The sequence below is a fragment of the Azospirillum sp. UFLA03-27 genome, from assembly GCF_059803775.1.
This window is the reverse complement of record NZ_JAUQTX010000105.1, coordinates 1-20866: the sequence shown is the minus strand read 5'-3', so window position 1 is coordinate 20866 and position 20866 is coordinate 1. Positions and strand designations below refer to the sequence as shown.

The window sequence follows — 20866 nt, the reverse complement described above, 5'->3', positions numbered from 1 at the left end:
GCGTATAATCGTCGGCAGCGTCAGATGTGTATAAGAGACAGGCAGGGGAGGGAAACGAAGCCCCCTCCCCTGCGTCAGCGGGGGAGGGTTGGGGTGGGAGCAAGGAGACGCCTACGCCCCCGCCTTCTCGCGGGCGAACAGGTCACGGAAGACCGGGAAGATCTCCCGGCGGGAGCGGACGCGGCGCATGGCGATCGGCAGGTCCGGCCCCTGGACCGTCTTGTAGGTCCGCCACAGCTCCGTCTCGCGGCCCAGCGCCGACAGGCCCATGTTGTGCTCCGCCGCGACCTCGATGTAGGCGAAGTACTGGCACAGCGGCAGGATGCCGTCCCGCAGCAGACCCGCCGACCGCGCGTTGTCGGACGACATGTTGTCGCCGTCCGACGCCTGGGCGGCGTAGATGTTCCACTCGTTCTCCGGATAGCGCTCCTTGACGATGCGCTGCATCTCCTCCAGCGCCGTGGAGACCACGGTGCCACCGGTCTCGGTTGAGTAGAAGAACGTGTCCTCGTCCACCTCCTTGGCCTCATGGGTGTGGCGGATGAAGACGATGTCGACCGAGCGGTAGCGCCGCTTCAGGAACAGGAACAGCAGCATGAAGAAGCGCTTGGCGAGATCCTTCATATGCTCGGTCATCGAGCCGGACACGTCCATCAGGCAGAACATGACCGCCTGCGCGATGGGCTTCGGCACCGTCTCGAATCGGTTGTAGCGGACGTCGATCGGGTCGATGAAGGGGATGCGCTTGGAGCGGAGATAGTGCCGCTCCAACTGGTCGCGCATCTCCCGCAGCTTCTCAGGGTCCTCGCCGCGGTCCTCCGCCTCGCGCAGAAGCGCCTCCAACTCCAGCATGTCCGCCGGCTTGGGCCGCTTCAGCGCGATGCGCCGGCTGAGGCTGTTGCGCATGGTGCGGACGAGGTTCAGGTTGGCCGGCGAGCCGGTCACCGAATAGCCCGCCCGCGTCAGCGAGTGGGACTCCGTCTGCTTGACCTTCTGCTTGACGAGGTCGGGAAGCTCCAGGTCCTCCAGGAAGATGTCCAGGAACTCCTCGCGGGACAGGACGAAGCGGAAATCGTCGTCGCCCTCCCCGTCCGGACTGCCTTCGTTGCCGCCGCGACCGCCGCCGCTCTCGGGCCGCGCGATGGTGTCTCCTTCCACATACTCCTTGTTGCCCGGCACGACGTAGTCGCGCACGCCGCCGGCGCCGGAGCGGTGGAAGGAGGGCTCCCGCACTCCGCCGGTCGAGATGGTCACCTTCTCGCCGTTTTCGATGTCCTGGATGCCGCGTTTGCCGGAGGCATCCCGCACCGCCTTCACCACCTGCTCCTTGGCACGGCGCAGGAAACGCTGGCGGTTGGCCAGGCTCTTGCCTTGCGGATTCAGGCGACGGTCGATGATGTTCATCAAGGGGGAGCCCCTCCTACCCGTTCACGCTCGTGTGGCGAAGCGGGCCGTCAACCGGCCTGCTTCACGCGCATGTACCACTCGACCAACCGGCGGACCTGCCGCTCGGTGTAGCCGCGCGACATCATGCGCGACACGAACTCGTTGTGCTTCTTCTCGGTTTCGCCGTCCTTCTTGGACCCGAAGCTGATGACCGGAAGCAGATCCTCCACCTGGGAGAACATGCGTTTCTCGATCACCTCACGGATTTTCTCGTAGGACGTCCAGGAGGGGTTGCGCCCGGCGTTCGCCGCCCGCGCGCGCAACGCGAACTTGACGACCTCGTTTCGGAAGTCCTTCGGGTTGGCAATCCCGGCGGGCTTCTCGATCTTGGTCAGCTCCTGGTTCAGAAGCTCGCGGTTCATCAGCTGGCCGGTGTCCGGGTCCTTGAAGTCCTGGTCCTCGATCCACGCGTCGGCGTAATCCACATAGCGGTCGAACAGGTTCTGCCCATAGTCGCTGTAGGATTCCAGATACGCCTTCTGGATCTCGTTGCCGATGAACTCCGCGTAGCGCGGCGCCATCTCGGCCTTGATGAACTCGATGTATTTCTTCTCGGTGTCGTCGGGGAACTGCTCCCGCTTGATCGACTGCTCCAGGATGTACATCAGGTGGACGGGATCGGCCGAGATCTCGTTGGAGTCGTAGTTGAAGGTCGCGGCCAGAACCTTGAAGGCGAAGCGGGTGGAGATGCCGTCCATGCCCTCGTCCACGCCCGCCTGGTCGCGGTATTCCTGCATGGACTTGGCCTTGGGGTCGGTCTCCTTCATGCTCTCGCCGTCATAGACGCGCATCTTGGAGTAGAGGCTGGAGTTCGGATGGTCGCGCATGCGCGACAGCACCGAGAACTTCGCCAGCATCTCCAGGGTCGACGGCGCGCAGGGCGCGGTCGCGAGGTCGGAGCCCTTGACCAGCTTGTCGTAGATCCGCTGCTCCTCCTGCACGCGCAGGCAGTAGGGGACCTTGATGACGCAGATGCGGTCGATGAAGGCTTCGTTGTTCTTGTTGTTCTTGAAGGACTGCCACTCCGCCTCGTTCGAGTGGGCGAGGATGATGCCTTGGAACGGGATGGCGCCGATGTTCTCCGAACCGACGTAGTTGCCCTCCTGGGTCGCCGTCAGCAGCGGGTGGAGCATCTTGATCGGGGCCTTGAACATCTCGACGAATTCCAGCAGGCCCTGGCTGGCCCGGTTCAGGCCGCCGGAGAAGCTGTAGGCGTCGGGATCGTTCTGGCTGTAGACCTCCAGCTTGCGGATGTCGACCTTGCCGACCAGCGAGGAGATGTCCTGGTTGTTCTCGTCGCCCGGCTCCGTCTTGGTGACGCAGATCTGGCGCAGCTTGCTGGGGTGCAGCTTGACGACGCGGAAGCGGGAGATGTCGCCGCCGAACTCGTCCAGCCGCTTCACCGCCCACGGGCTCATCAGGCCGGTCAGGCGGCGGCGCGGGATGCCGTAGCGGTCCTCCAGCAGGTCGCCCATCTCGTCCGGGTTGAAGAGGCCGAGCGGGCTTTCGAAGACCGGGCTGATCTCCTTGCCGGCCTTCAGGACATAGACCGGGCACTTCTCCATCAGCGACTTCAGCCGCTCCGCCAGCGACGACTTGCCGCCGCCCACCGGGCCCAGCAGGTAGAGGATCTGCTTGCGCTCCTCCAGACCCTGCGCGGCGTGGCGGAAGAAGCCGACGATCCGCTCGATCGTCTCCTCCATGCCGTAGAAGTCGGCGAAGGCCGGATAGATCTTGATCGTCCGGTTCATGAAGATTCGGCCAAGGCGCGGGTCCTTGGCGGTGTCGACGATTTCCGGTTCGCCGATGGCGGCGAGGATGCGCTCCGGTGCGGAGGCATACATCATCGGGTCGTCGCGGCATTCCTGGAGGTATTCCGTGAGGCTCATCTCGACCTCACGGCGCCCCTCATAGGACTGTGTGTAGCGCGTGAACAGTTCGTCGGCCGGGAACATTCCGCTCTCCGTGTCTCTTAGTCCGATGCGTCGGGGCTGCCGCCGGGAGACCCGGGCGGCGGGGGCGGCACCTGCCGCAGGTGCGAACTCTGGGGTGTCACGGACACAACGGTCCCGCGGCACCCCCGCTCACCGTCGAAAGCCAGACCTTTTATCCAGTTGCCCTTCAAATGAAGCGCCCCCTTCGGAGTGCTAAACTCGAATGCTTCAAAACTGAATGTAATGCTCGACCTAGAGCTTTCCAGGAGGAAAGCCTTGATAGTCTGAAAAGAGAGGCGGCCGGAGACACCGGTCATTTGTAATAGACCACGCGGCCGGGTTGTCCGGAATGGCCGGGGTGCAAGCACCGGCGGAGCGGGCAGCAAGAAAAACGAAGGTCGGCCGGGCTGAGACTTGCAACCGGCTTCCGGAGCACAGCCCGGATGCCGTTTGTCGGGGACTCGCTGGACCTTGCCGATCACCCATCGACCTCCAGTGCATCCTCGCGCCTTAACCAACTAAGGCGCTACGGTTAACAGCAAGCGTGACGGATATTCCTTAACAACCCGCTTCCACGCCCATCGCCGCCGCCTTGCCTCAGGATATTAACGCATGGGCGACGGGCATGGTCCACACCTTCCAAAGAAGGATGGTGAGCCTCATCACAGCAGATCAACAAGGCAGAATTTGGGTGAGCCGCCTTTGCCATTGCGGCGCACAATCCGTAGGGAATCCGGAAGGCGGCTGGAATCAAGCACTTGGCCGCGTTTTTGCAGTCCTGCCACAGGTCGGGGAAAAAGTGTGACCGACGGGGCCGCCCCAGATCGCCTCGCGTCCTCAGCCGAGCTTGGCGCCCAGCGTCCCCTTCAACGACTCCGGCGTGGCCGGCTTGACGATGAAGGTGTCGGCGCCGAAGGCCGCGGCCTCGTCCATGCGGCTCTGGTCGGCGCGGTTGGTCATGAAGACCACCGGCAGCGCGCGGTGGCGGGCGTCCGTGCTGGCCCGCAAGGCCTTCAGGAACCCCAGCCCGTCCATCGGCTGCATTTCCACGTCGCAGACGACCAGATCGGGTTCGTGCGCCTGCACCGCGGCCAGCCCGGCCTCGCCGTCGGCGGCCTGATGGACGGAGCGGAAACCCAGCGTGGCCAGCATCTTCGCCAGCACCATGCGGGTGAAGCTCTCGTCCTCGATCACAAGAACCGAAAAATCCCCGAACGCCGCCGACATCGCCTTGTTCCCCCGAGTCCGATAGGTCGTGTGTGTACGCCGCAAGCACGTCCTTTGCAACCGGCTCGCAACGCCTCCGGCCGGCTGGGAATCGGCTCGCGGAAGAACGGTTGCACGGCGGGGGGCGCTGGGGCTACACGGAGTCGCATGAGCTATCTCGACCACATCCGCGCGTGCAACGCGCACGACCTCTCCGGCTTCCGTCCGTTCGAGCTGGAAGGCCATCGCCTCGGCTGGATCCGCCACGCGCTGGCCGAGCAGCTTCCCGGCGTCGATCCCGGCTTCGTCGTCACCGCCGACCGGGTGACGCTGGCCCCGGAGGTCCGCGATTTCGAGGCGCGATCCTCGGTGCTGGCGCACGCCGCCCAGTTCCTCGTCGAGACGGGGGCGGTCTCTGCCCTGCGCGGCGAGTTCTACCCGGTCATGCCGGCCTGGGGAGCGGAGCCGCTGATGCGCATCGACCGCGCGGTGGTGGCACAGTTCGGCACTCCTGCCTACGGGCTGCACGTCAACGGTTTCGTCCGCCAGCCGGACGGCGGCCTGTCGCTGTGGATCGGGCGCCGCGCCCGCGACCGCGAGGTGGCGCCGGGCAAGCTCGACAACATGATCGCCGGCGGCCAGCCGATCGGCCTGACGCTGGCGGAGAACCTCGTCAAGGAAGCGCAGGAGGAGGCGGGGATCGACGCCGCCCTGGCGTCCCGCGCCGTCCCCGTCGGGGCCGTCACCTACCGCATGGAGACGGAAGCCGGGCTGAAGCAGGACACGCTGTTCCTCTACGACCTGGAACTCGACGCGGATTTCGTCCCGCAAAACACCGACGGCGAGGTCGAGCGTTTCGAGCTGTGGCCGCTGGACCGCGTCGCGGAGTCGGTGCGTGCGACGAAAGACTGGAAGTTCAACGTGAATCTCGTCGTCATCGACTTCATGGTCCGTCACGGCTGGCTGACGCCGGATGAGCCGGACTATCTGGAGATCGTGACCGGCCTTCGGCGGTAGACGCCGCCTCGGCAGCCATCGCCACGGTCACTCCGCCGCGGCCCGCGCCCGCGCCTCCTCCAGGTGGGACGACAGCTCGGACAGGGTGACCGGCTTGTGCAGGACGGTGAAGCCGCTGCGCCGGGCCTCGCGGATGCGGTCGGGGCTGGTGTCGCCGGTCAGCAGGATCGCCGGGATGAGGTCGCCGGCGAAGGCGTGGATGTCGCGGATGGCGTCCACCCCCGTCCGGCCAAAGCGCAGGCGGTAGTCGGCGATGATGACGTCGGGGAGCCGCTCCGCCCCGTCGAGTTGGCGTAGTGCCTCCTCCCCCGATGCGGCGGCCAGCACGTCCCATCCCCACTGTTCCAGCACCAGCCGCAGGCTTTGCAGGATCAGTTCCTCGTCATCGATGATCAGGGCCAGCGCGCCGGGACGGTCCAGGGACGGCATGGCGCGTTCCGTCCCGTTGGGATTCCAGGAAGCGTGCAAGGGAACCTCCACCGTAAAGCATGTGCCCCGCCCAGGACGCGACCGCACGCGAACCGGCAGGCCGAGCAGACGTGACAGCCGCTTCACCACCGCCAGCCCGAGGCCGAGGCCGCGGCTGCGGTCGCGTTCGGCGTTGCCGAGCTGGACGAACTCCTCGAAAATCTCGTCGAGCTTGTCGGTGGGAATACCGACGCCCGTATCCGCCACCTCGATGCACAGCATCATGCCGCGCCGCCGGCAGCCCAGAAGCACACCGCCCGACGCCGTGTAGCGCACCGCGTTGTCGAGCAGGTGGCGCAGCAGCCGTTCCAGCAGAGTGGCGTCGCTGCGGACCTGCGCCTTGAGCGGGCGCACCCGCAGCTTCAGCCCCTTGGCGGTCGCGCGCGGACCATAGTCGGCCTCCAGCCGCTCCATCATCTCGGCCACCGCGAAGGGCGCCATGTCGGGCGACACGATCCCGGAGTCGAGCCGGGCCACGTCCAGCAGCGCGTCGAGCAGGCCGCGCATCGCCTCGACCGCCCGGTTCATCGTCTGGACCAAGGGCAACTGCGGATGGCCGGACAGCCGTTCCGCCAGGACCGCACCGAACAGGGTCAGCGACTGGGCGGGCTGGCGCAGGTCGTGGCTGGCGGCGGCCAGGAACCGCACTTTGGCTTGGCCGGCGCGCACCACCTCATCCCGCGCGGCGCGCAGGGAATCCTCCTGCCCACGCAGCCGTGCCTCCACGCCCATGCGGCGGCTGGCGTCCACCGCGGTCATGACGATGCCCGTGGGCTCGCCACCGGGCTCCGCCGTCAGCGGCGTCAGCGCAATGTCGAACCAGTTTCCGTCACCCGTCAGGGTCAGTTCCTGGACCAGTCCCCGGCCCGCGGCGGCCATCGCCTGGGCGAAGCGCTCCGCCGCGTCCTCCCGGCCGCCCCAGACGAACGCGCCAACCATGGGTTGCCCGATCAGCAGAGCTTGCGGACATCCGATGGCGCGCAGCATCGCCGCGTTGAGATCGGCAATGCGTCCCTGTCGATCGAGCAGGGCGATCGCCACGCCGATCGTGTCAAAAACCCGCCGCAGCCCGGCGGGGTCGGCGGGACAAGGGTTGTCCTCCGCCTCCTCCTCTCGCATTGCTTGCCTCCTTCGGATTGCAAGCCGACCGACCGTTTGGCGCCAACCATTGGGCGGTGCAAACAATCGGTCGCGATTCAAAAGATACGTGCAAGAGGAAGAAGATTCCAGACAACCCGCCTCAAACGGATAGTTTGATCATCGTTGTAATACACACTTGGTGGTAGATCATAACTCTTCCGGAAAGCCGGCCTGGGCGCGGACCGCCGCCGCCGTCAGCCCTGATTCCCGAAGGGATCGCAAGGTCTTGGCGTTGTCCCGCTTGGCAAGACGCTCGCCCCGCTCATTCACCAGCAGAGAGTGATGATCGTAATCAGGAGGGACGACTCGAAGGAGTTCCTGAAGAAGTCGATGCGCGTTTGTCGCGAAAAAGAGATCGCTCCCGCGCGTAACCAGCGTCACGCCCTGGAGGTGATCGTCCAGGGTGACCGCCAAATGATAGCTTGTCGGGACGTCCTTGCGGGCCAGGACGATGTCGCCGAGGAGGCTCGGCATGGCGTCCTGCCAGCCGCGTCGCCGGTCGTGCCAGCGCAGCGGCCCGGTCATCGCCATGGCCTTTCCCACATCCAGTCGCACGGCATAGGCCGCCCCCGCGGCGATGCGGTCCTGCCGCTCCGGCTCCGACAGACCGCGGCAGGTGCCCGGATAGAGCGGACCGTCCGGACCGTGCGGCGCGTGGCCGGCGCGGGCGATCTCCGCGGCGATGTCCTTGCGGGTGCAGAAGCAGGGATAGACGGCGCCCAGATCGGCGAGCCGCGCCAGCGCGGCGCGGTAATCATCCAGATGCTCCGACTGGCGGCGCACCGGCTCCTCCCAGGTCAGGCCCAGCCAAGCCAGATCCTCGCGCAGGTCGCGGTCGAACTCGGGACGGCAGCGCTGCGGATCGATGTCCTCGATGCGCAGCAGGAAACGCCCCCCGGCCTTGCGGGCGGTGATCCAGCCGAACAGGGCGGAATGGGCGTGCCCGAGATGGAGGTGGCCGGTCGGGCTCGGCGCGAAGCGGGTGACGACGTCGGTCATTCCCGCCTTATACCCCAACCGCGCCCGGCCCGCATGCGGGACCGCTGGCGCAACGGGTGGGAGTGCAACGGGCGGTCAGATGTGGGGGCGGTCAGATGTAGGGATTGTCCTTGATCGGTTCGACCGGGATGTCCTCGCCCTCCAGATACATGGCGAGGCGGCGGCGCAGTTCGCGGTCGAAGGCGTCGATGCGGCGCTGGCGGTCGCGCTCCTCGCGCTCGGCGCGTTTCTCGGCAAGGTCGATGATCGTGGCGCTCATGGATGTTCCCTTTGAAAGCGTCCCCCTCGGGCGCCGTCACCATCTCAGAGCATGGTTAACGCTCAGTAACCACGATGTCGGAAAATGCATGGTCAAGGCACCACAACCAAATGTCACAGGTTTCCGGTCGGCCTGCCGGAAACGCCGGAACCCGGTCCATCGAAAGGGTTACAGGATCGTGAAGAAATGACGCAGTGCGGCGCGACATATTGAGTTCGAAGCACAAATCAACTATGTATCTGGTGTTCCGGTCACCCGGCGGCGTGTCATCCCGCAAGGGGGAGCGGAACACCAGAAAGGTTCCAGACACGCCTCAGATAAGGGAGTGGCCATTGGCTCCACCACCCGATCACTGTCCGGCCCTGGTGCTGAACGCCGACTTCCGGCCGCTCAGCTACTTCCCTCTGTCGCTCTGGTCCTGGCAGGAGGCGGTGAAGGCCGTCTTTCTGGACCGGGTGAACATCATCTCCGAGTATGACCGCGTCGTCCGCTCCCCCACCTTCGAGGTCAAGCTGCCGAGCGTCATTTCGTTGAAGGAGTTCATCCCGGCGACGCGGCGGCCGGCCTTCACCCGATTCAACGTTTTCCTGCGCGATCGCTTCGCCTGCCAGTATTGTGGTCACCACTTCCCCACACAGGAACTGACCTTCGACCACGTCATTCCACGGTCGCGCGGCGGGCGCACCACCTGGGACAACGTCGTCACCTCCTGCTCGGCCTGCAATCTGGCGAAGGGAAACAGGCTGCCGCACAGTTGCGGCATGATCCCCCTCAGTCCCCCGTTCCAGCCGAGTGCCTACCAGCTTCAAGAGAACGGACGTGCATTCCCGCCAAACTTCCTTCACGAAAGTTGGCGGGATTTTCTTTATTGGGACACCGAACTCGATCCGATGTAGAAACGCCGCGATCGGAAAGGCTGGACCGGGGAAGATTTGGGTATGGACGACGAGAACCCCTGCGTGGGCATCTGCATCATCGGCGAGGATGGCTATTGCGAAGGCTGCGGGCGGAGCGAGGACGAGATCTACGGGACTCCGCCCGCCCCGTCCCCCATTCCGGCGGAAACGGGAGTGGACGATAAGGCCGCTTGAGTCCGCTCGGCCGCCCCCGGTCACACCCGCTCGGCTACCCAGATGACCGCCTTGGTGCCGGCCTTGATGGCGGCGGACAGCACCGGATAGGCCGGGGCCTGCTCCGCGCCGTTGAGAAGGCCGATGTCGCGGTGCTCCACCTCCTCCGCCTGGAATTTGAGAATGGAGGTCTTCAACTCCTCCTCCTCCGGGCCGAGGTGCTTCAACTGCGCCTCGTAATGGCCGTCGATGACCTGCTCGACGGCGACGGTGCAGGCCATGGCCGCCCGCTCGCCCATCACCGCGGTCCCGGCGCCCAGCAGGAAGCCGGCCACGTGCCACAGCGGCTGCAGCACGGTCGGGCGCACCTGACGGGCGACGAGCTGCTTCTCGAAATACTGGAGATGCTCCAGTTCCTGATCGGCCATGTGGCGCAGGGTCTTGGCGTGCCGTCCCCGGCCCATGACGGAGAGCTGGCCTTCGTAGATGCGCTTGGCCCCATACTCGCCGGCATGGTCCACGCGCACGATCCGCGCCAGCCGTTGCTCCGGAGTCGGGTCGCCGGGCAAGCGCCCGCGCGGACGGGGCCGGGGGGCGGGAGACTCGCCGGTGGACGGGGCAGCGGCGGACGGGACAGCGGCAGCGGTGTCGAGCGGGGTCATGCGAAGGTCCTGGAAACCGAGGTCCGGATGTAGGCGGCGCGGGCCGCCGCGAAGGCGAAGGCGGACAGCGCCAGCGAAATCACGACGTTGTAGCCCGCCATCGAAATCCCGAACAGCGACCACGCCACTTCGTCGCAGCGGGTGACCGGGGCAGCGAGCACCTGGGCGCGCAATTCCTCCAGAGTCTGGGGCGCCCGCCCGCCGGCGCCGCAGGCCGAGGTGCCGGCCCACCAATGCTGCTCCACCCCCACATGATAGGCGGCGATCCCCGCACCGGCCAGCAGGGCCAGCCCGCTCGCCACCAGCAGCGCGTCGCCCAGCCCGCGCCATTGGCGGAACAGCAGGGTGACGATGCCAAAGGCCATCACCGCGCCGTAGGGCACGCGCTGCCACAGGCACAGGACGCAGGGCTGGTAGCCCAGCACGAACTGGAAAAACAGCGCGGCGGCCAGCACGCCGGCGCTGGCGATGGCCAGAAGCCCGGCGGTGTAGCGCGGATCGTCGATGGGGAGGCGGTTCATCATGCGGGTGAGATTAGCGCGCCCCACAGGCTTAGGCCAGACACGCCGACGCATCCGCACAAAACACTTTGTCCCAGGGCGATTTCCCCTCTATATAGCGGGCACCGGTCGCCGCGAGCGCCGGGTCCGGCAGGCACCGTGCGGGCGTGGCGGAATTGGTAGACGCAGCGGACTCAAAATCCGCCGTCCTCACGGATATGTCGGTTCGAGTCCGACCGCCCGCACCATCTTCCCTCCTGTGCCTGCTCCACGGACCGCCGCAAGGCCACATCCGCCCTCCCCGCTTGTTTCCGTCACGCAACCCCGGTCTTGGGGACCACAGCGGAGGATTCGACCATGGAGATCACTCGGGTTGGCGCCCAGCCATCCGTCACCGGACCGGCCGACTGGTTCACCGGCATGGTCCGCATCGACCCCATAATTCAGGCCAACGCCCCGGCCCGAACCGCGGCGGCCAGCGTCACCTTCGAACCCGGCGCCCGCACGGCGTGGCACACCCACCCTCTGGGGCAGACCCTGATCGTCACCGCCGGCTTCGGCCGGGTCCAGCGCGAGGGCGGCCCCATCGAGGAGATCCGCCCCGGCGACGTCGTCTGGTTCCCGCCCGGCGAGAAGCATTGGCACGGCGCGTCGCCGACCATGTTCATGACCCACATCGCCATCCAGGAGCAGTTGGACGGCAAGGCCGTCAACTGGATGGAAAAGGTAACCGACGAACAGTACGGGGCGTGAGGCAACAGGACCGCCTCAAAACCTCATTGCGTATGCGGGCTTGTTCCAAAGTCCAATTCGGCGGCCCGCCCCAGCCACTTAAAATGCGCGGCATCGACCGCCGCCGCGACCGGCGCCGCGGAGTTTTGGCTGGGGAGCCATCTCACATGACCGTTTCCAGATTCGTCATCGCCGCCGCCCTTCTGCTTGCCGCCGGCACGGCCAACGCCGAAAGCGGGCCGCAGCCCAAGACGGCCGAGGAGGCCGCCGGCAAGCAGATCTTCCATCAGTGCGCGGCCTGCCACTCGCTGGATTCCAGCAAGAACGCCTTCGGCCCGAGCCTGTACAACGTCGTCGGGCGCAAGGCCGGCTCGATCCCGCGCTTCGACTATTCCAACGCGCTGAAGACGTCCAACATCACCTGGACCGAAGACAACCTGCGCCATTGGATCGCCGGCAACGACAATTTCGTCCCGGGCACCCGCATGCGCCACGTCGCCATCACCGACCCGGCGGAGCAGGACTACCTGATCGCCTTCCTGAAGTCGCTGAAGCAGTAAGCATCGAAAAGCCGGTTACGGTGCGGCGACCGGAACCGGCTTTCCCTCCTCGGTCGGCAGGCCCGCCTCGGCCCAGCCGTCCGCCCCGTCGCGGTACCAGAGGACGCGGCGGTAGCCCATCGCCAGGGCGCGCTTGCCCGCGTTCCACGACATCCAGCAATCCGCCAGACAGTAGAACAGCAGGCCGCGCCCGCGGTCGCCGCCGGTCAGCCGCTCCAGGCTGGACCGGAAATAACCGTCCAACTCTGGCGTCAGAGTCCCAAGCCCGACGTTGGGAAGCCAGACGCTGCCGGGGATCTGCGGAAAGGGCTTCGGCACCAGCCAGGGGGCGCCGGGCAGCGTGCTGCGGTCCAGTTTCATCACGTTGATGGGAAGAGCGGCACCCGACTCCACCAGCGCACGGGCCTGCGCTGTGTTCACCGTCTCCGCGCCGGGCAGCGACGCCGGGGTCGGCGACCGGTATTCGGTCATCCGGTAGCCGTCGGGCACCGGAACCGCGTCCGCTGCGGCGCCTCCCGCCGGCCCGGCCAGCAGCAGCGCCAGCCCGGCGGCGCTCAACCAACGTGCGCGCACCACATCCCTCCCCCATTGTTCTGCGGCATCCACGAAATCCCCCCGTGCCCGACAGGGTCAAGTTGCCCGATAGTCGAATACCGGGGACCGGTGGGCGGGGCCTAAGCTCAGCGTTCGCCATCGTGGGATTCCCGCGTTCCGCTGCGCCACCGCACCGCAGAGGCCTGCCTTGCAAACGACCGCAGGACGCATCATCATCAGGCTAGGAAGGCAGGGGTCTAGCCACCCCTGCCTCCCGGCCCGATCCTTAGCGGTTCAGGAGATCAAGGATGCCCTTGATCACCCGAAGCAGCAGGATCAGGAGAGTGAGGATTTTCTCCATCCTCGACGCCTCCTTGTGATGGGACACGGGCGGTGGCCGATCCGCCGCCCTGTCCACCGCGCAACCATGACGCGGCCCACCTTCCACACAAATGCAATTTTTGCCGCAGGGGCGGTGCCATGCGCCTGATGTCCCTCGTCCGGCTGTTCCTGCTCCTGGCGCTGGTCTGCGTCGCCTCCGTGGCCCGTGCGGCGGACCGGCCCGCGGTGACCATCGGGGTGCTGAAATTCGGCACGGTCGCTTGGGAACTGGACGTCATCCGCCACCACCGGCTGGACGAGACCGCCGGCTTCGAGCTGAAGCTGATGGAACTGGCGAGCGGTCAGGCAGCGCAGATCGCCCTGCAGGGCGGCGCGGTGGACATGATCGCCAGCGACTGGCTGTGGGTGGCCCGCCAGCGCGCGGCGGGGGCCGACCTGACCTTCATTCCCCATTCCGCGGCGGTCGGCGCGCTGATGGTGCCGGCGGCCTCCCCCATCGCCTCGGTCGCCGACCTGAAGGGCAGGCGCATCGGCGTCGCCGGAACCCCCATCGACAAGAGCTGGCTGCTGCTGAAGGCGCTGGCCCGCGACCGCTACGCGCTCGACCTCGACGCCGCGGCGACACCGGTCTTCGCCGCCCCGCCCCTGCTGAACCAGAAGGCCACGACGGGGGAGCTGGACGCCGTGCTGAATTTCTGGCCCTACGCCGCCCGGCTCCAGGCGGCGGGGATGCGGACGGTCATCGGGGTGGACGGAATGATGCGGGACCTCGGCCTGACGGCCCAGGTGCCGGCGGTCGGCTTCGTCTTCCATGAGGGCTGGGCCAAGGCCAACCCGGCGCCGCTCGACGCCTTCGTCGCCGCCTCGCGCAAGGCCAAGGCGATCATGGCGCAATCCGACGCGGAGTGGGACCGGCTGCGCCCACTGATGAAGGCGGAGGACGAGGCCACTTGGGCGGCGCTGCGCGACCAGTTCCGCGCCGGCATCCCGAACCGCTGGACGGAGGAGGAGCGGGAAGCCGCGGCCAGGCTCTACGGGCTGATGGCCAAGCTCGGCGGGCGGGAGCTGGTGGGCAACGCCATGGCCCTGCCGGACGGCACCTTCTGGCCGGGGGTCCGCTTCTGATGCGGTGGCGGCGGCTGGCCCCGGTCCTGTCGCTGGCTCTGCTGGTCGGGCTGTGGGCCGTCGCCGCCGAACTGGCGGCCAGCCGCAGCCTGCCCGGACCCGCCGCCGTGCTGTCCGTGCTGGTCCGCGAGGCGGCGGACGGCGTGCTGTTCCATCATCTGGGGATCACGCTGGCGCGCATGGCCGCGGCCTTCGCCATCGCCATGTCCATCGGGTCGGCGCTGGGCATCCTGCTCGGCCGCTCGGCCACCGCCGATCGTCTGTTCGGTCTGTGGCTGACCGTGTTCCTGAACATCCCGGCGCTGGTCGTCATCGTGCTCGCCTATGTCTGGTTCGGCCTGACCGAGGCGGCGGCGGTCGGCGCGGTCGCCGTCAACAAGATCCCCAACGTCGTGGTCGTCCTGCGCGAAGGGACGCGCGCCATCGACGAGCAGTATGTCGAGATGGCGCGGACCTTCCGCATGGCGCGGTCGGACGTGCTGCGCCATGTGCTGCTGCCCCAGCTCACCCCTTACTTCGCCGCGGCGGCGCGGTCCGGCCTTGCGCTGATCTGGAAGATCGTGCTGGTGGTCGAGCTTCTGGGCCGCAGCGACGGCGTGGGATTCCAGATCCACCTCTACTTTCAGATGTTCGATGTGGCCGGCATTCTTGCGTACACCGTCGCCTTCGTGGCCGTCGTCCAACTCCTTGAACTCTGCGTCCTGCAACCCGTCGAGCAGCGGCTCACCCGCTGGCGGCCGGTGCGCGCTGAGGCTTGAGATCCGCTCCAAGCGCTTCGCCGGGCGGGAAGTCATCCGCGGCCTGTCGCTGACGGCCGCGCCGGGGGAGTTCCTGGCGCTGGTCGGCCCGTCCGGCTGCGGCAAGACCACCGCGCTGACCATCGCCGCCGGGCTAGACCGTGATTTCGACGGAACGCTCGACTTCGGCGGGCCGGAGCCGGTGCTTGGCTGCGTCTTCCAGACGCCCCGCCTGCTGCCCTGGCGCACGGTGCGCCAGAATGTGGCGCTGGTGCTGCCCAAGGCGCGGCGGAGCGACGGCACGGTAGAGCGCTGGCTGACCGCCATGGGGCTGGAGGCGGTGGCCGACGAATATCCGGCCCGCCTGTCCGGCGGCATGGCGCGGCGGGTGGCGCTCGCCCGCGCCTTCGCGGTGGAACCGGGCCTGCTGCTGATGGACGAGCCCTTCGTCTCGCTGGACGAACCGACGGCGCAGCGGATGCGCAGACTCCTCGCCACCATGCTGGAACGGTCCCCGGCCACAGTGCTGTTCGTCACCCACAATCTGCGCGAAGCGATCCAACTGGCCGACCGCATCCTGGTGATGGCCCCCGGCCCGACGCGGGTGGTGGCGGAGGTGCCGCTCGGCACGCCGCGCGCGCTGCGCGACGACGCGCTGGTCGAGCGCGTGCGGGCGGAGCTGTTGGCCCGACCCGACCCGGCCTTCCGACTGCTCGCCTGACTCTTTCGTCGAAACTGTGAAGCGGCTCACACCCGCGGCCGTCCGCCGGGCGCAGTCTGGCCCGCTGCGACGAAACCGGCGGAGACGACGATGCGCACCCTGTTCCTTCCCCTGATTTTGCTGGGCGCCGGCCTGGCGCTCCTGTCCGGCGCGGCGCGCGGCGGGGAGATCGTGATCCTCGACCAGCACGGTCCCGGCCCCAACCACGCCGACCGGACGCGCGATCTGGCGATCATCGGCGATTCCGCCACCGGGTCCTCCATCGTCATCATCGAACGGACGACGCGCGACGAGCAGCTCGGGCGGCGCGACCCCGGCCTGGAGGCCCGGCGCGCCGTGCGCAAGGCGGAGGCGAAGCGGCGCAGCAAGGACAAGGACTGGTCAGATTGGGTGGAGTTCGACGGCCACAGCCTGGACGGCTTCGGCTGGCTCGACGGGCCGGTGCCGCTCGGCTTCGGGCGGGGCGATCCGGGACAGGAGGCGGCGCGCGCCGCCGCGGACGCGCGGCGGATGCGGAACCGTTAGGCAAACCCCCGCGGGGCTATCGCCGTTGGCGCTCCATCCCTCTCCCGCCCCGGGAGAGGGTGCCCACGCCGTGGGTGGGTGAGGGTCGTGCGAGGATCAAGCCACCGATCCTTGGCGGTACCCTCACCCTTCCCACGCTTCGCGCGGGCCCCTTCCCTCTCCCGGGACGGGAGAGGGAACCTCAGATGCCGAAGCGGGCCTTTTCCAGTTGCAGCCGGTTGGCGAAGACCACGGCCTGGGTGCGGCTGTAGACCTTCAGCTTTTGCAGGATCGCCGAGACATGGGCCTTCACGGTGGTTTCCGTGATGCTCAGCTCATAGGCGATTTCCTTGTTCAGCTTGCCGGTGCCCAGCATCTCCAGAACGCGGAGTTGCTGTGCGGTCAGGGTCGACAGGCGGCGGGCGATCTCCGCCGTTTCCTCGTCCTCCGCCGCGGCGCCCTCCTCGACCGAGGCGGGCAGATAGACCTCCCCGGCCAGGATCTGGCGCAACGCGCCGGCGATGGCGTCCCGCGGCGTCGATTTGGGGATGAAGCCGGCGGCGCCGCAGCGCACCGCCTCCAGCATCACCTTGCGGTCCTCGTGCGCCGAGACGACGGCGACGGGGATGGCCGGGAAGCGGCGGCGCAGGGCGATCAGCCCGGTCAGACCGTTCATGCCCGGCATGTTGAGGTCGAGCAGGACGAGGTCCGGCTCCCCCTTGCCGCCGTGCATGGAATCGAGGATGGAGATGGTCTCGTCCAGGCAACCGGCCTCGTGGATCTCCTGCGCCTGGCAGGAATAGAGGACGGCGCTGCGCAGGGCGTCGCGCACCAGCGGATGATCGTCCGCAATCAGAATTCGGCTCATGGCGTGGTTCCCACGCTCATCGTTTCGGGGCGTTTCCGGGTGCGATCATGCCGGACTGTTCAAGAATGCGCAAGGACGGGAACGGGTATTCCCCAAAACAGCCGATCGCAGGTAATTCCGTTTCAAATCCATGCCCAAATCCTCTTGCAAGCGGTTCGCAAGAAAAGACGGCCCGAAGCTTTCGGGCCGCCCTTTCGTGGTCCGGTCACGGCACGGGGTTTCCCCGTCAGGCCTTCGGCAGCTTGAAGACCCAGAGCGAGCCGCCCTGGTTGATGTCCTTGACCAGCTTGGCGACATCGCCGCCCCACAGCGGCACCGCACCGCCCCAGCCGGAAACCACGGCCACATACTGCTCGCCGTCCTGTTCCCAGGTGACCGGGGAGCCGACGACGCCGGAGCCGGTGTTGAACTTCCAGACCTCCTTGCCGGACTTGGCGTCGAACGCCTTCAGATAGCCTTCCGGCGTGCCGGTGAAGACGAGGTTGCCGCCGGTGGTCAGCACGCCGCCCCACAGCGGCGCCGGGTTCTTGTATTCCCAGACGATCTTGCCGGTCTTCGGATCGATGGCGCGCAGCGCGCCGATGTAGTCATCATACAGCGGCTTGATGGTGAAGCCGGCGCCCAGATAGGCCGCACCCTTCTTGTAGGTGATCGGCTCGTTCCAGATGTCCATGCCCCACTCGTTGGCCGGGACGTAGAACAGCTCGGTCGCCGGGCTGTAGGCCATGGGCATCCAGTTCTTGGCGCCGAGGAAGGCCGGGGCGGCGAAGACCGACGTGCCCTTTTCAGCGCCGACCGGGGTGCCCGGACGGTTGTCGTCGTTGTAGACCGGCCGCCCGGTCTTCACGTCGATCTCCTTGGCCCAGGTGATCTTGGTCACGAAGGGCGAGGCGCTCAGCAGCTTCCCGTTGGTGCGGTCGAGCACGTAGAAGAAGCCGTTGCGGTCGGCCTTGGCACCGGCCTTGATGGTCTGGCCGTCCTTCTTCAGGTCGAAGGACACCAGCTCGTTCACGCCGTCGAAGTCCCAGCCGTCGTGCGGCGTGGTCTGGTAGTGCCACTTGATGTCGCCGTTGGCCGGATCGATGGCCAGGGTCGAGGAGGTGTAGAGGTTGTCGCCCGGACGCAGGTGCGAGTTCCAGGGCGCCGGGTTGCCGGTGCCGAAGAACAGCGTCTTGGTTTCCGGGTCGTAGGTGCCGCCCAGCCAGGTGGCGCCGCCGCCGGTCTTGTAGAGATCGCCCGACCAGCTGGCGTTCATGACGCCGGTCATGGTCGATTCCTTGCCATTGAGGGTGCCCATGTTGCCCTCGATGGTCGGGCGCTGCCAGACCAGCTCGCCCGTCTCGGCGTCGCGCGCCTCGACCATGCCGATGATGCCGAACTCGCCGCCGGAATTGCCGGTGATGACCTTGCCATCGACGATCAGCGGAGCGGCGGTCGCCGAATAGCCGGCCTTGTAGTCTTCGATCTTCTTCGACCAGACGACCTTGCCGGTGTCCTTGTTCAGCGCGACCAGACGGGCGTCCAGCGTCGCGAAGTAGATCTTGTCCTTGTAGAGCGCGGCGCCGCGGTTCACGACGTCGCAGCAGGGCATGATGCCTTCCGGCAGGCGGTGGTCGTACTGCCACTTCTTCTGCCCGGTCTTCACGTCCACGGCATAGAGACGCGAGTAGGAGCCGGTGACGTAGATCGTGCCGTCATGGATGATCGGCTGCGACTCCTGCCCGCGCTGCTTCTCGCCGCCGAAGGAGAAGGACCACACCGGGGTCAGCCCCTTGACCGTGTCCGGGTTCAGCTTGTCGAGCGGGCTGAAGCGCTGCGCCTGATGGCCCATGCCGTAGGTCAGGACGTCGCCCGTCGATTTGGCGTCGTTCAGCAGGTCGTCGTTGCTCGGCCCATCGGCGGCCAATGCGGGGCCGCTCAGGCCAAGGCCGGCGGCCATGGCGCTCGCAAGCAGGCAGGTGCGGAAGAGACGCTTCATGGTGCGGATACCTCCCAGGGGAATGGACAGCCGGAGTCGCGGGCAGAGATCATGCGCAGACGAATTGGCGGAACCCGCCTGCTTCGCCCGCCCGGCCTCGGCTTCTTTTCGGAACAATCAGGGGTTCGACGCGGGGCGACGCGGTCTCGCGAAGCCCCTATCCTTTTGACAGTAAAGCAGTTTACCGGCGCCCCGGATGGGGTCCATTGGCAAATAGTAGGATGGGCGGAGCGTTCTGCTGGAGGACGAGAACCGTTTCATTGCGAACGGCTTCAATTCACCCGCGGCAACACGGCCTGCTCGATCCGCGGCCAGAGGTGCGAGACGGAGCGCCGGTACTCCTCGCGCAGTACCCCCATCCCGGCGAAGCGCTCGGGGATCGGCGCGTCGAGCAGTTCGGCCATGTCGGCCCCGGCCTCCGCCCGTTCGCGCAGCGTACGGTCCAGCCAGTTCAGCCAATCGCGGGTCTGGGCGATGGCCGCCTTGTCGGTGCGGATGCGCCCGTGGTTGGGCACCAGAACCGTCACGTCCAGCGCGTCCAGGGCATCCAGCGCCGCCAGCCATTGGCCGATGTCGGCGTGGGGCGTCGTCGGCGTCCGGTCGGAGAAGACGACTCCACCGGCGAACAGCACGCCCGTCGTTTCGTCCAGGATGGCGAGATCGGCGGCGGTGTGCCCCTCCAGCGGAATCAGCCGCAGCCGGTGCGCGCCGAAGACGACGGTGGAGCCGTAGACCGTCTCGGTCGGGACCAGCGGCTCGGTGCCGCGCATCCAGTCGCCGACGAGGCGGTACATGTTCTCAGTCATCCCCTGCCCCTCGGCCTTGATGCCCTCGATGGTGCCGGGAAGTGCGGCGATGGGCACGTCGGCGAAGGCGCGGTTGCCCAGCCAATAGTCGGGGTGCAGGTTGCTGACGAAGACCTTGCGGATCGGCTTGTTGGTGACCGTGGCGATGGCCGCACGCATCTCCTCGCCGAAGCGGCGCGACGGGCCGGTCTGGATCACGATCACCCCATCGTCGGTCACGATGAAGCCGGGGTTGAGAATGTTGCCGCCGTTGCCGCGGGTGAAATGCTCCCGCGTTCCCTCGAAGACCCAGGTGTCCGGCGCGATGGCGACGGGCTTCAGATTGTAGGTCAGCGGGCCGGCGGCCCAGCCGGGCGCGGCGGAGACGACCAGCAGGAGAAGGGCGACAAGCGCTCTCATGGCAGCGCTCCTTGGATCCAGGGAAGCGGGATGGCCGCCTTGACCTCGCCGCCCTGGTTGTCGCGCCCGTCGAGCGTCAGGCTGCGCGCGCCGGCTGCGGGCTGTACTTCCAGCGTGAAGACGGGGTTCTCGGACAGCGGCTCTGCCGTCTGCAGCCGGGCCAGCGCCCGCCCGTCGGCGTCGCGCAGGGTCAGCGCCTCGATGAAGTAGGCGGGGATGCCGGCGACCAGACCGGTGTCCATGGGGTGACGGACGAGAAAGCGGACGCGCGTCGCCTTGTCCTCACCGACAGGCGCCCAGGCGCGCCCCTGCACCTCGCCGACATGGTCGGCCCAGTCGGCGGCGGCGTAGGTCGCGGGCGGCGCGGTGCAGCCACCGCCCGCCGCGTCGAGCAGCTTTCCGCCGATGTGCCAGACGCCGTCCGGCGTGCGCGCGGCGGCGCGCAGCGGTGTGGCCTGCTGCACCTTGAAGCGCGTGGCGATCACCGGCTTCGCCGCCAGCGGCTGGAAGCGCAGGATGACCGGGAAAGGGTTGAGGTCGGCGAACAGCACCATCTCCTCCACCGCGCCCAGGGCGGTGGCGTCGGCCATCACCGGGACGGCGGCGGCGTTCTCGGCGTTGTCGGGGGCGGTGACGGTCACGCGGTGGTCGAATTGAACGGGGGCCGTTCCGAACAGCTCCGGCCGCAGCACGTCCCACATGACGGAGGCCAGCGGGTCGGCGGGGTCCGGCGGACCGGCATAAGCCGGGCTGGAGAGCGCGGCCAGGAGCGCCGCGGCGGCGAGATGGCGGTTCATGGCGGTTTTCCCCCTCCCTTGCATCGTAGTTTTTGTGCGGGCTCTTGCCCCCTCCCTAACCC

The 20866-nt window shown here is 67.4% G+C and carries 22 protein-coding genes and 1 tRNA gene; 10 read left to right on the top strand and 13 right to left on the bottom strand.

Translation table 11 applies throughout. The features are described 5' to 3' along the window. Nucleotides 1–111: 111 nt before the first annotated feature. The 3 genes from Q4I23_RS16780 to Q4I23_RS16770 form a co-directional block, all read right to left on the bottom strand. On the bottom strand, nt 112–1404 hold the full coding sequence (locus tag Q4I23_RS16780) for a YeaH/YhbH family protein (RefSeq protein WP_035682340.1): 1293 nt from the start codon (nt 1402–1404) through the stop codon (nt 112–114). A 50-nt stretch (nt 1405–1454) separates the two neighbouring features. Next, the gene (locus Q4I23_RS16775; protein ID WP_059398629.1) at nt 1455–3401 is read right to left on the bottom strand and encodes a PrkA family serine protein kinase; all 1947 of its coding nucleotides are present in this window, start codon (nt 3399–3401) and stop codon (nt 1455–1457) included. An 816-nt stretch (nt 3402–4217) separates the two neighbouring features. Beyond that, nucleotides 4218–4607: a response regulator gene (locus Q4I23_RS16770; RefSeq protein WP_454019228.1), complete on the bottom strand. Its 390-nt coding sequence runs from the start codon at nt 4605–4607 to the stop codon at nt 4218–4220. Nucleotides 4608–4754: 147 nt separating this feature from the next. On the opposite strand from Q4I23_RS16770, the gene Q4I23_RS16765 reads away from it, so the two are divergent. After that, nucleotides 4755–5603, top strand: a complete 849-nt coding sequence (locus Q4I23_RS16765) for a DUF4743 domain-containing protein (RefSeq protein ID WP_498526943.1) — start codon at nt 4755–4757, stop codon at nt 5601–5603. A 27-nt stretch (nt 5604–5630) separates the two neighbouring features. On the opposite strand, the gene Q4I23_RS16760 is transcribed toward Q4I23_RS16765, so the two are convergent. From Q4I23_RS16760 to Q4I23_RS16750, 3 genes are all read right to left on the bottom strand, one after another. After that, the gene (locus tag Q4I23_RS16760; RefSeq protein ID WP_454019226.1) at nt 5631–7190 is read right to left on the bottom strand and encodes a hybrid sensor histidine kinase/response regulator; all 1560 of its coding nucleotides are present in this window, start codon (nt 7188–7190) and stop codon (nt 5631–5633) included. A gap of 168 nt (nt 7191–7358) precedes the next feature. Next, on the bottom strand, nt 7359–8210 hold the full coding sequence (gene gluQRS / locus Q4I23_RS16755) for a tRNA glutamyl-Q(34) synthetase GluQRS (RefSeq protein WP_498526942.1): 852 nt from the start codon (nt 8208–8210) through the stop codon (nt 7359–7361). A 91-nt stretch (nt 8211–8301) separates the two neighbouring features. After that, nucleotides 8302–8469 (bottom strand): hypothetical protein, encoded by a 168-nt coding sequence (locus tag Q4I23_RS16750; RefSeq protein WP_014241314.1) that lies wholly within the window; start codon nt 8467–8469, stop codon nt 8302–8304. 332 nt (nt 8470–8801) lie between these two features. On the opposite strand from Q4I23_RS16750, the gene Q4I23_RS16745 reads away from it, so the two are divergent. Together Q4I23_RS16745 and Q4I23_RS16740 are read left to right on the top strand one after the other, a co-directional pair. Then, the gene (locus Q4I23_RS16745; protein WP_237903002.1) at nt 8802–9365 is read left to right on the top strand and encodes an HNH endonuclease; all 564 of its coding nucleotides are present in this window, start codon (nt 8802–8804) and stop codon (nt 9363–9365) included. A 42-nt stretch (nt 9366–9407) separates the two neighbouring features. Beyond that, a complete protein-coding gene (locus Q4I23_RS16740; protein WP_237903001.1) occupies nt 9408–9560 on the top strand; it encodes a DUF1289 domain-containing protein in 153 nt (50 codons plus the stop codon). 20 nt (nt 9561–9580) lie between these two features. Here Q4I23_RS16740 and Q4I23_RS16735 read toward each other — a convergent pair whose 3' ends face one another. Beyond that, a complete protein-coding gene (locus Q4I23_RS16735) occupies nt 9581–10201 on the bottom strand; it encodes a demethoxyubiquinone hydroxylase family protein (protein ID WP_454019224.1) in 621 nt (206 codons plus the stop codon). Continuing rightward, nucleotides 10198–10725, bottom strand: a complete 528-nt coding sequence (locus Q4I23_RS16730) for a disulfide bond formation protein B (RefSeq protein ID WP_237902999.1) — start codon at nt 10723–10725, stop codon at nt 10198–10200. The genes Q4I23_RS16735 and Q4I23_RS16730 overlap by 4 nt, the downstream gene beginning before the upstream one ends. A 137-nt stretch (nt 10726–10862) precedes the next feature. Here Q4I23_RS16730 and Q4I23_RS16725 point away from each other — a divergent pair. The 3 genes from Q4I23_RS16725 to Q4I23_RS16715 all read left to right on the top strand — a co-directional run bounded on the left by Q4I23_RS16725 (nt 10863) and on the right by Q4I23_RS16715 (nt 11993). Next, nucleotides 10863–10949, top strand: a tRNA-Leu gene (locus tag Q4I23_RS16725). Between the two features lie 109 nt (nt 10950–11058). Continuing rightward, nucleotides 11059–11454 carry a (R)-mandelonitrile lyase gene (locus tag Q4I23_RS16720; protein WP_498526941.1) on the top strand — a complete coding sequence of 132 codons (396 nt, stop codon included), beginning with the start codon at nt 11059–11061 and terminating at the stop codon, nt 11452–11454. Between the two features lie 146 nt (nt 11455–11600). Continuing rightward, the gene (locus tag Q4I23_RS16715; protein ID WP_014241321.1) at nt 11601–11993 is read left to right on the top strand and encodes a c-type cytochrome; all 393 of its coding nucleotides are present in this window, start codon (nt 11601–11603) and stop codon (nt 11991–11993) included. A 15-nt stretch (nt 11994–12008) separates the two neighbouring features. Here Q4I23_RS16715 and Q4I23_RS16710 read toward each other — a convergent pair whose 3' ends face one another. Then, nucleotides 12009–12566: a rhodanese-like domain-containing protein gene (locus tag Q4I23_RS16710; RefSeq protein WP_498526940.1), complete on the bottom strand. Its 558-nt coding sequence runs from the start codon at nt 12564–12566 to the stop codon at nt 12009–12011. Between the two features lie 441 nt (nt 12567–13007). On the opposite strand from Q4I23_RS16710, the gene Q4I23_RS16705 reads away from it, so the two are divergent. The 4 genes from Q4I23_RS16705 to Q4I23_RS16690 all read left to right on the top strand — a co-directional run bounded on the left by Q4I23_RS16705 (nt 13008) and on the right by Q4I23_RS16690 (nt 15977). Further along, on the top strand, nt 13008–13994 hold the full coding sequence (locus Q4I23_RS16705; protein WP_498526939.1) for an ABC transporter substrate-binding protein: 987 nt from the start codon (nt 13008–13010) through the stop codon (nt 13992–13994). Continuing rightward, nucleotides 13994–14752, top strand: coding sequence for an ABC transporter permease (locus Q4I23_RS16700; protein ID WP_454019220.1), 759 nt, complete (start codon nt 13994–13996; stop codon nt 14750–14752). Before Q4I23_RS16705 ends, Q4I23_RS16700 begins: the two co-directional genes overlap by 1 nt. Continuing rightward, nucleotides 14682–15452, top strand: coding sequence for an ABC transporter ATP-binding protein (locus Q4I23_RS16695; RefSeq protein WP_498526938.1), 771 nt, complete (start codon nt 14682–14684; stop codon nt 15450–15452). The genes Q4I23_RS16700 and Q4I23_RS16695 overlap by 71 nt, the downstream gene beginning before the upstream one ends. 90 nt (nt 15453–15542) lie before the next feature. After that, entirely contained in the window at nt 15543–15977 is a 435-nt protein-coding gene (locus Q4I23_RS16690) for a hypothetical protein (protein WP_498526937.1), read from the top strand. A gap of 181 nt (nt 15978–16158) precedes the next feature. Here Q4I23_RS16690 and Q4I23_RS16685 read toward each other — a convergent pair whose 3' ends face one another. The 4 genes from Q4I23_RS16685 to Q4I23_RS16670 all read right to left on the bottom strand — a co-directional run bounded on the left by Q4I23_RS16685 (nt 16159) and on the right by Q4I23_RS16670 (nt 20804). Then, nucleotides 16159–16824, bottom strand: coding sequence for a response regulator (locus tag Q4I23_RS16685; protein WP_014241328.1), 666 nt, complete (start codon nt 16822–16824; stop codon nt 16159–16161). Between the two features lie 226 nt (nt 16825–17050). Then, a complete protein-coding gene (locus Q4I23_RS16680) occupies nt 17051–18802 on the bottom strand; it encodes a methanol/ethanol family PQQ-dependent dehydrogenase (RefSeq protein ID WP_454019217.1) in 1752 nt (583 codons plus the stop codon). A gap of 272 nt (nt 18803–19074) precedes the next feature. Continuing rightward, the gene (locus Q4I23_RS16675) at nt 19075–20007 is read right to left on the bottom strand and encodes a quinoprotein relay system zinc metallohydrolase 1 (RefSeq protein ID WP_498526936.1); all 933 of its coding nucleotides are present in this window, start codon (nt 20005–20007) and stop codon (nt 19075–19077) included. Further along, nucleotides 20004–20804 carry a quinoprotein dehydrogenase-associated SoxYZ-like carrier gene (locus tag Q4I23_RS16670; protein ID WP_498526935.1) on the bottom strand — a complete coding sequence of 267 codons (801 nt, stop codon included), beginning with the start codon at nt 20802–20804 and terminating at the stop codon, nt 20004–20006. The genes Q4I23_RS16675 and Q4I23_RS16670 overlap by 4 nt, the downstream gene beginning before the upstream one ends. Between the last annotated feature and the right edge of the window lie 62 nt (nt 20805–20866).

Coding starts and splice junctions, on each gene's coding strand:
- Q4I23_RS16715 (WP_014241321.1), top strand. CDS start 11,601: ATGACCGTTTCCAGATTCGTCATCGCCGCCGCCCTTCTGCTTGCCGCC.
- Q4I23_RS16740 (WP_237903001.1), top strand. CDS start 9,408: ATGGACGACGAGAACCCCTGCGTGGGCATCTGCATCATCGGCGAGGAT.
- Q4I23_RS16775 (WP_059398629.1), bottom strand. CDS start 3,401: ATGTTCCCGGCCGACGAACTGTTCACGCGCTACACACAGTCCTATGAG.
- Q4I23_RS16720 (WP_498526941.1), top strand. CDS start 11,059: ATGGAGATCACTCGGGTTGGCGCCCAGCCATCCGTCACCGGACCGGCC.
- Q4I23_RS16780 (WP_035682340.1), bottom strand. CDS start 1,404: ATGAACATCATCGACCGTCGCCTGAATCCGCAAGGCAAGAGCCTGGCC.
- gluQRS (WP_498526942.1), bottom strand. CDS start 8,210: ATGACCGACGTCGTCACCCGCTTCGCGCCGAGCCCGACCGGCCACCTC.
- Q4I23_RS16705 (WP_498526939.1), top strand. CDS start 13,008: ATGCGCCTGATGTCCCTCGTCCGGCTGTTCCTGCTCCTGGCGCTGGTC.
- Q4I23_RS16760 (WP_454019226.1), bottom strand. CDS start 7,190: ATGCGAGAGGAGGAGGCGGAGGACAACCCTTGTCCCGCCGACCCCGCC.
- Q4I23_RS16700 (WP_454019220.1), top strand. CDS start 13,994: ATGCGGTGGCGGCGGCTGGCCCCGGTCCTGTCGCTGGCTCTGCTGGTC.
- Q4I23_RS16765 (WP_498526943.1), top strand. CDS start 4,755: ATGAGCTATCTCGACCACATCCGCGCGTGCAACGCGCACGACCTCTCC.
- Q4I23_RS16675 (WP_498526936.1), bottom strand. CDS start 20,007: ATGAGAGCGCTTGTCGCCCTTCTCCTGCTGGTCGTCTCCGCCGCGCCC.
- Q4I23_RS16730 (WP_237902999.1), bottom strand. CDS start 10,725: ATGATGAACCGCCTCCCCATCGACGATCCGCGCTACACCGCCGGGCTT.
- Q4I23_RS16670 (WP_498526935.1), bottom strand. CDS start 20,804: ATGAACCGCCATCTCGCCGCCGCGGCGCTCCTGGCCGCGCTCTCCAGC.
- Q4I23_RS16770 (WP_454019228.1), bottom strand. CDS start 4,607: ATGTCGGCGGCGTTCGGGGATTTTTCGGTTCTTGTGATCGAGGACGAG.
- Q4I23_RS16750 (WP_014241314.1), bottom strand. CDS start 8,469: ATGAGCGCCACGATCATCGACCTTGCCGAGAAACGCGCCGAGCGCGAG.
- Q4I23_RS16685 (WP_014241328.1), bottom strand. CDS start 16,824: ATGAGCCGAATTCTGATTGCGGACGATCATCCGCTGGTGCGCGACGCC.
- Q4I23_RS16690 (WP_498526937.1), top strand. CDS start 15,543: ATGCGCACCCTGTTCCTTCCCCTGATTTTGCTGGGCGCCGGCCTGGCG.
- Q4I23_RS16680 (WP_454019217.1), bottom strand. CDS start 18,802: ATGAAGCGTCTCTTCCGCACCTGCCTGCTTGCGAGCGCCATGGCCGCC.
- Q4I23_RS16735 (WP_454019224.1), bottom strand. CDS start 10,201: ATGACCCCGCTCGACACCGCTGCCGCTGTCCCGTCCGCCGCTGCCCCG.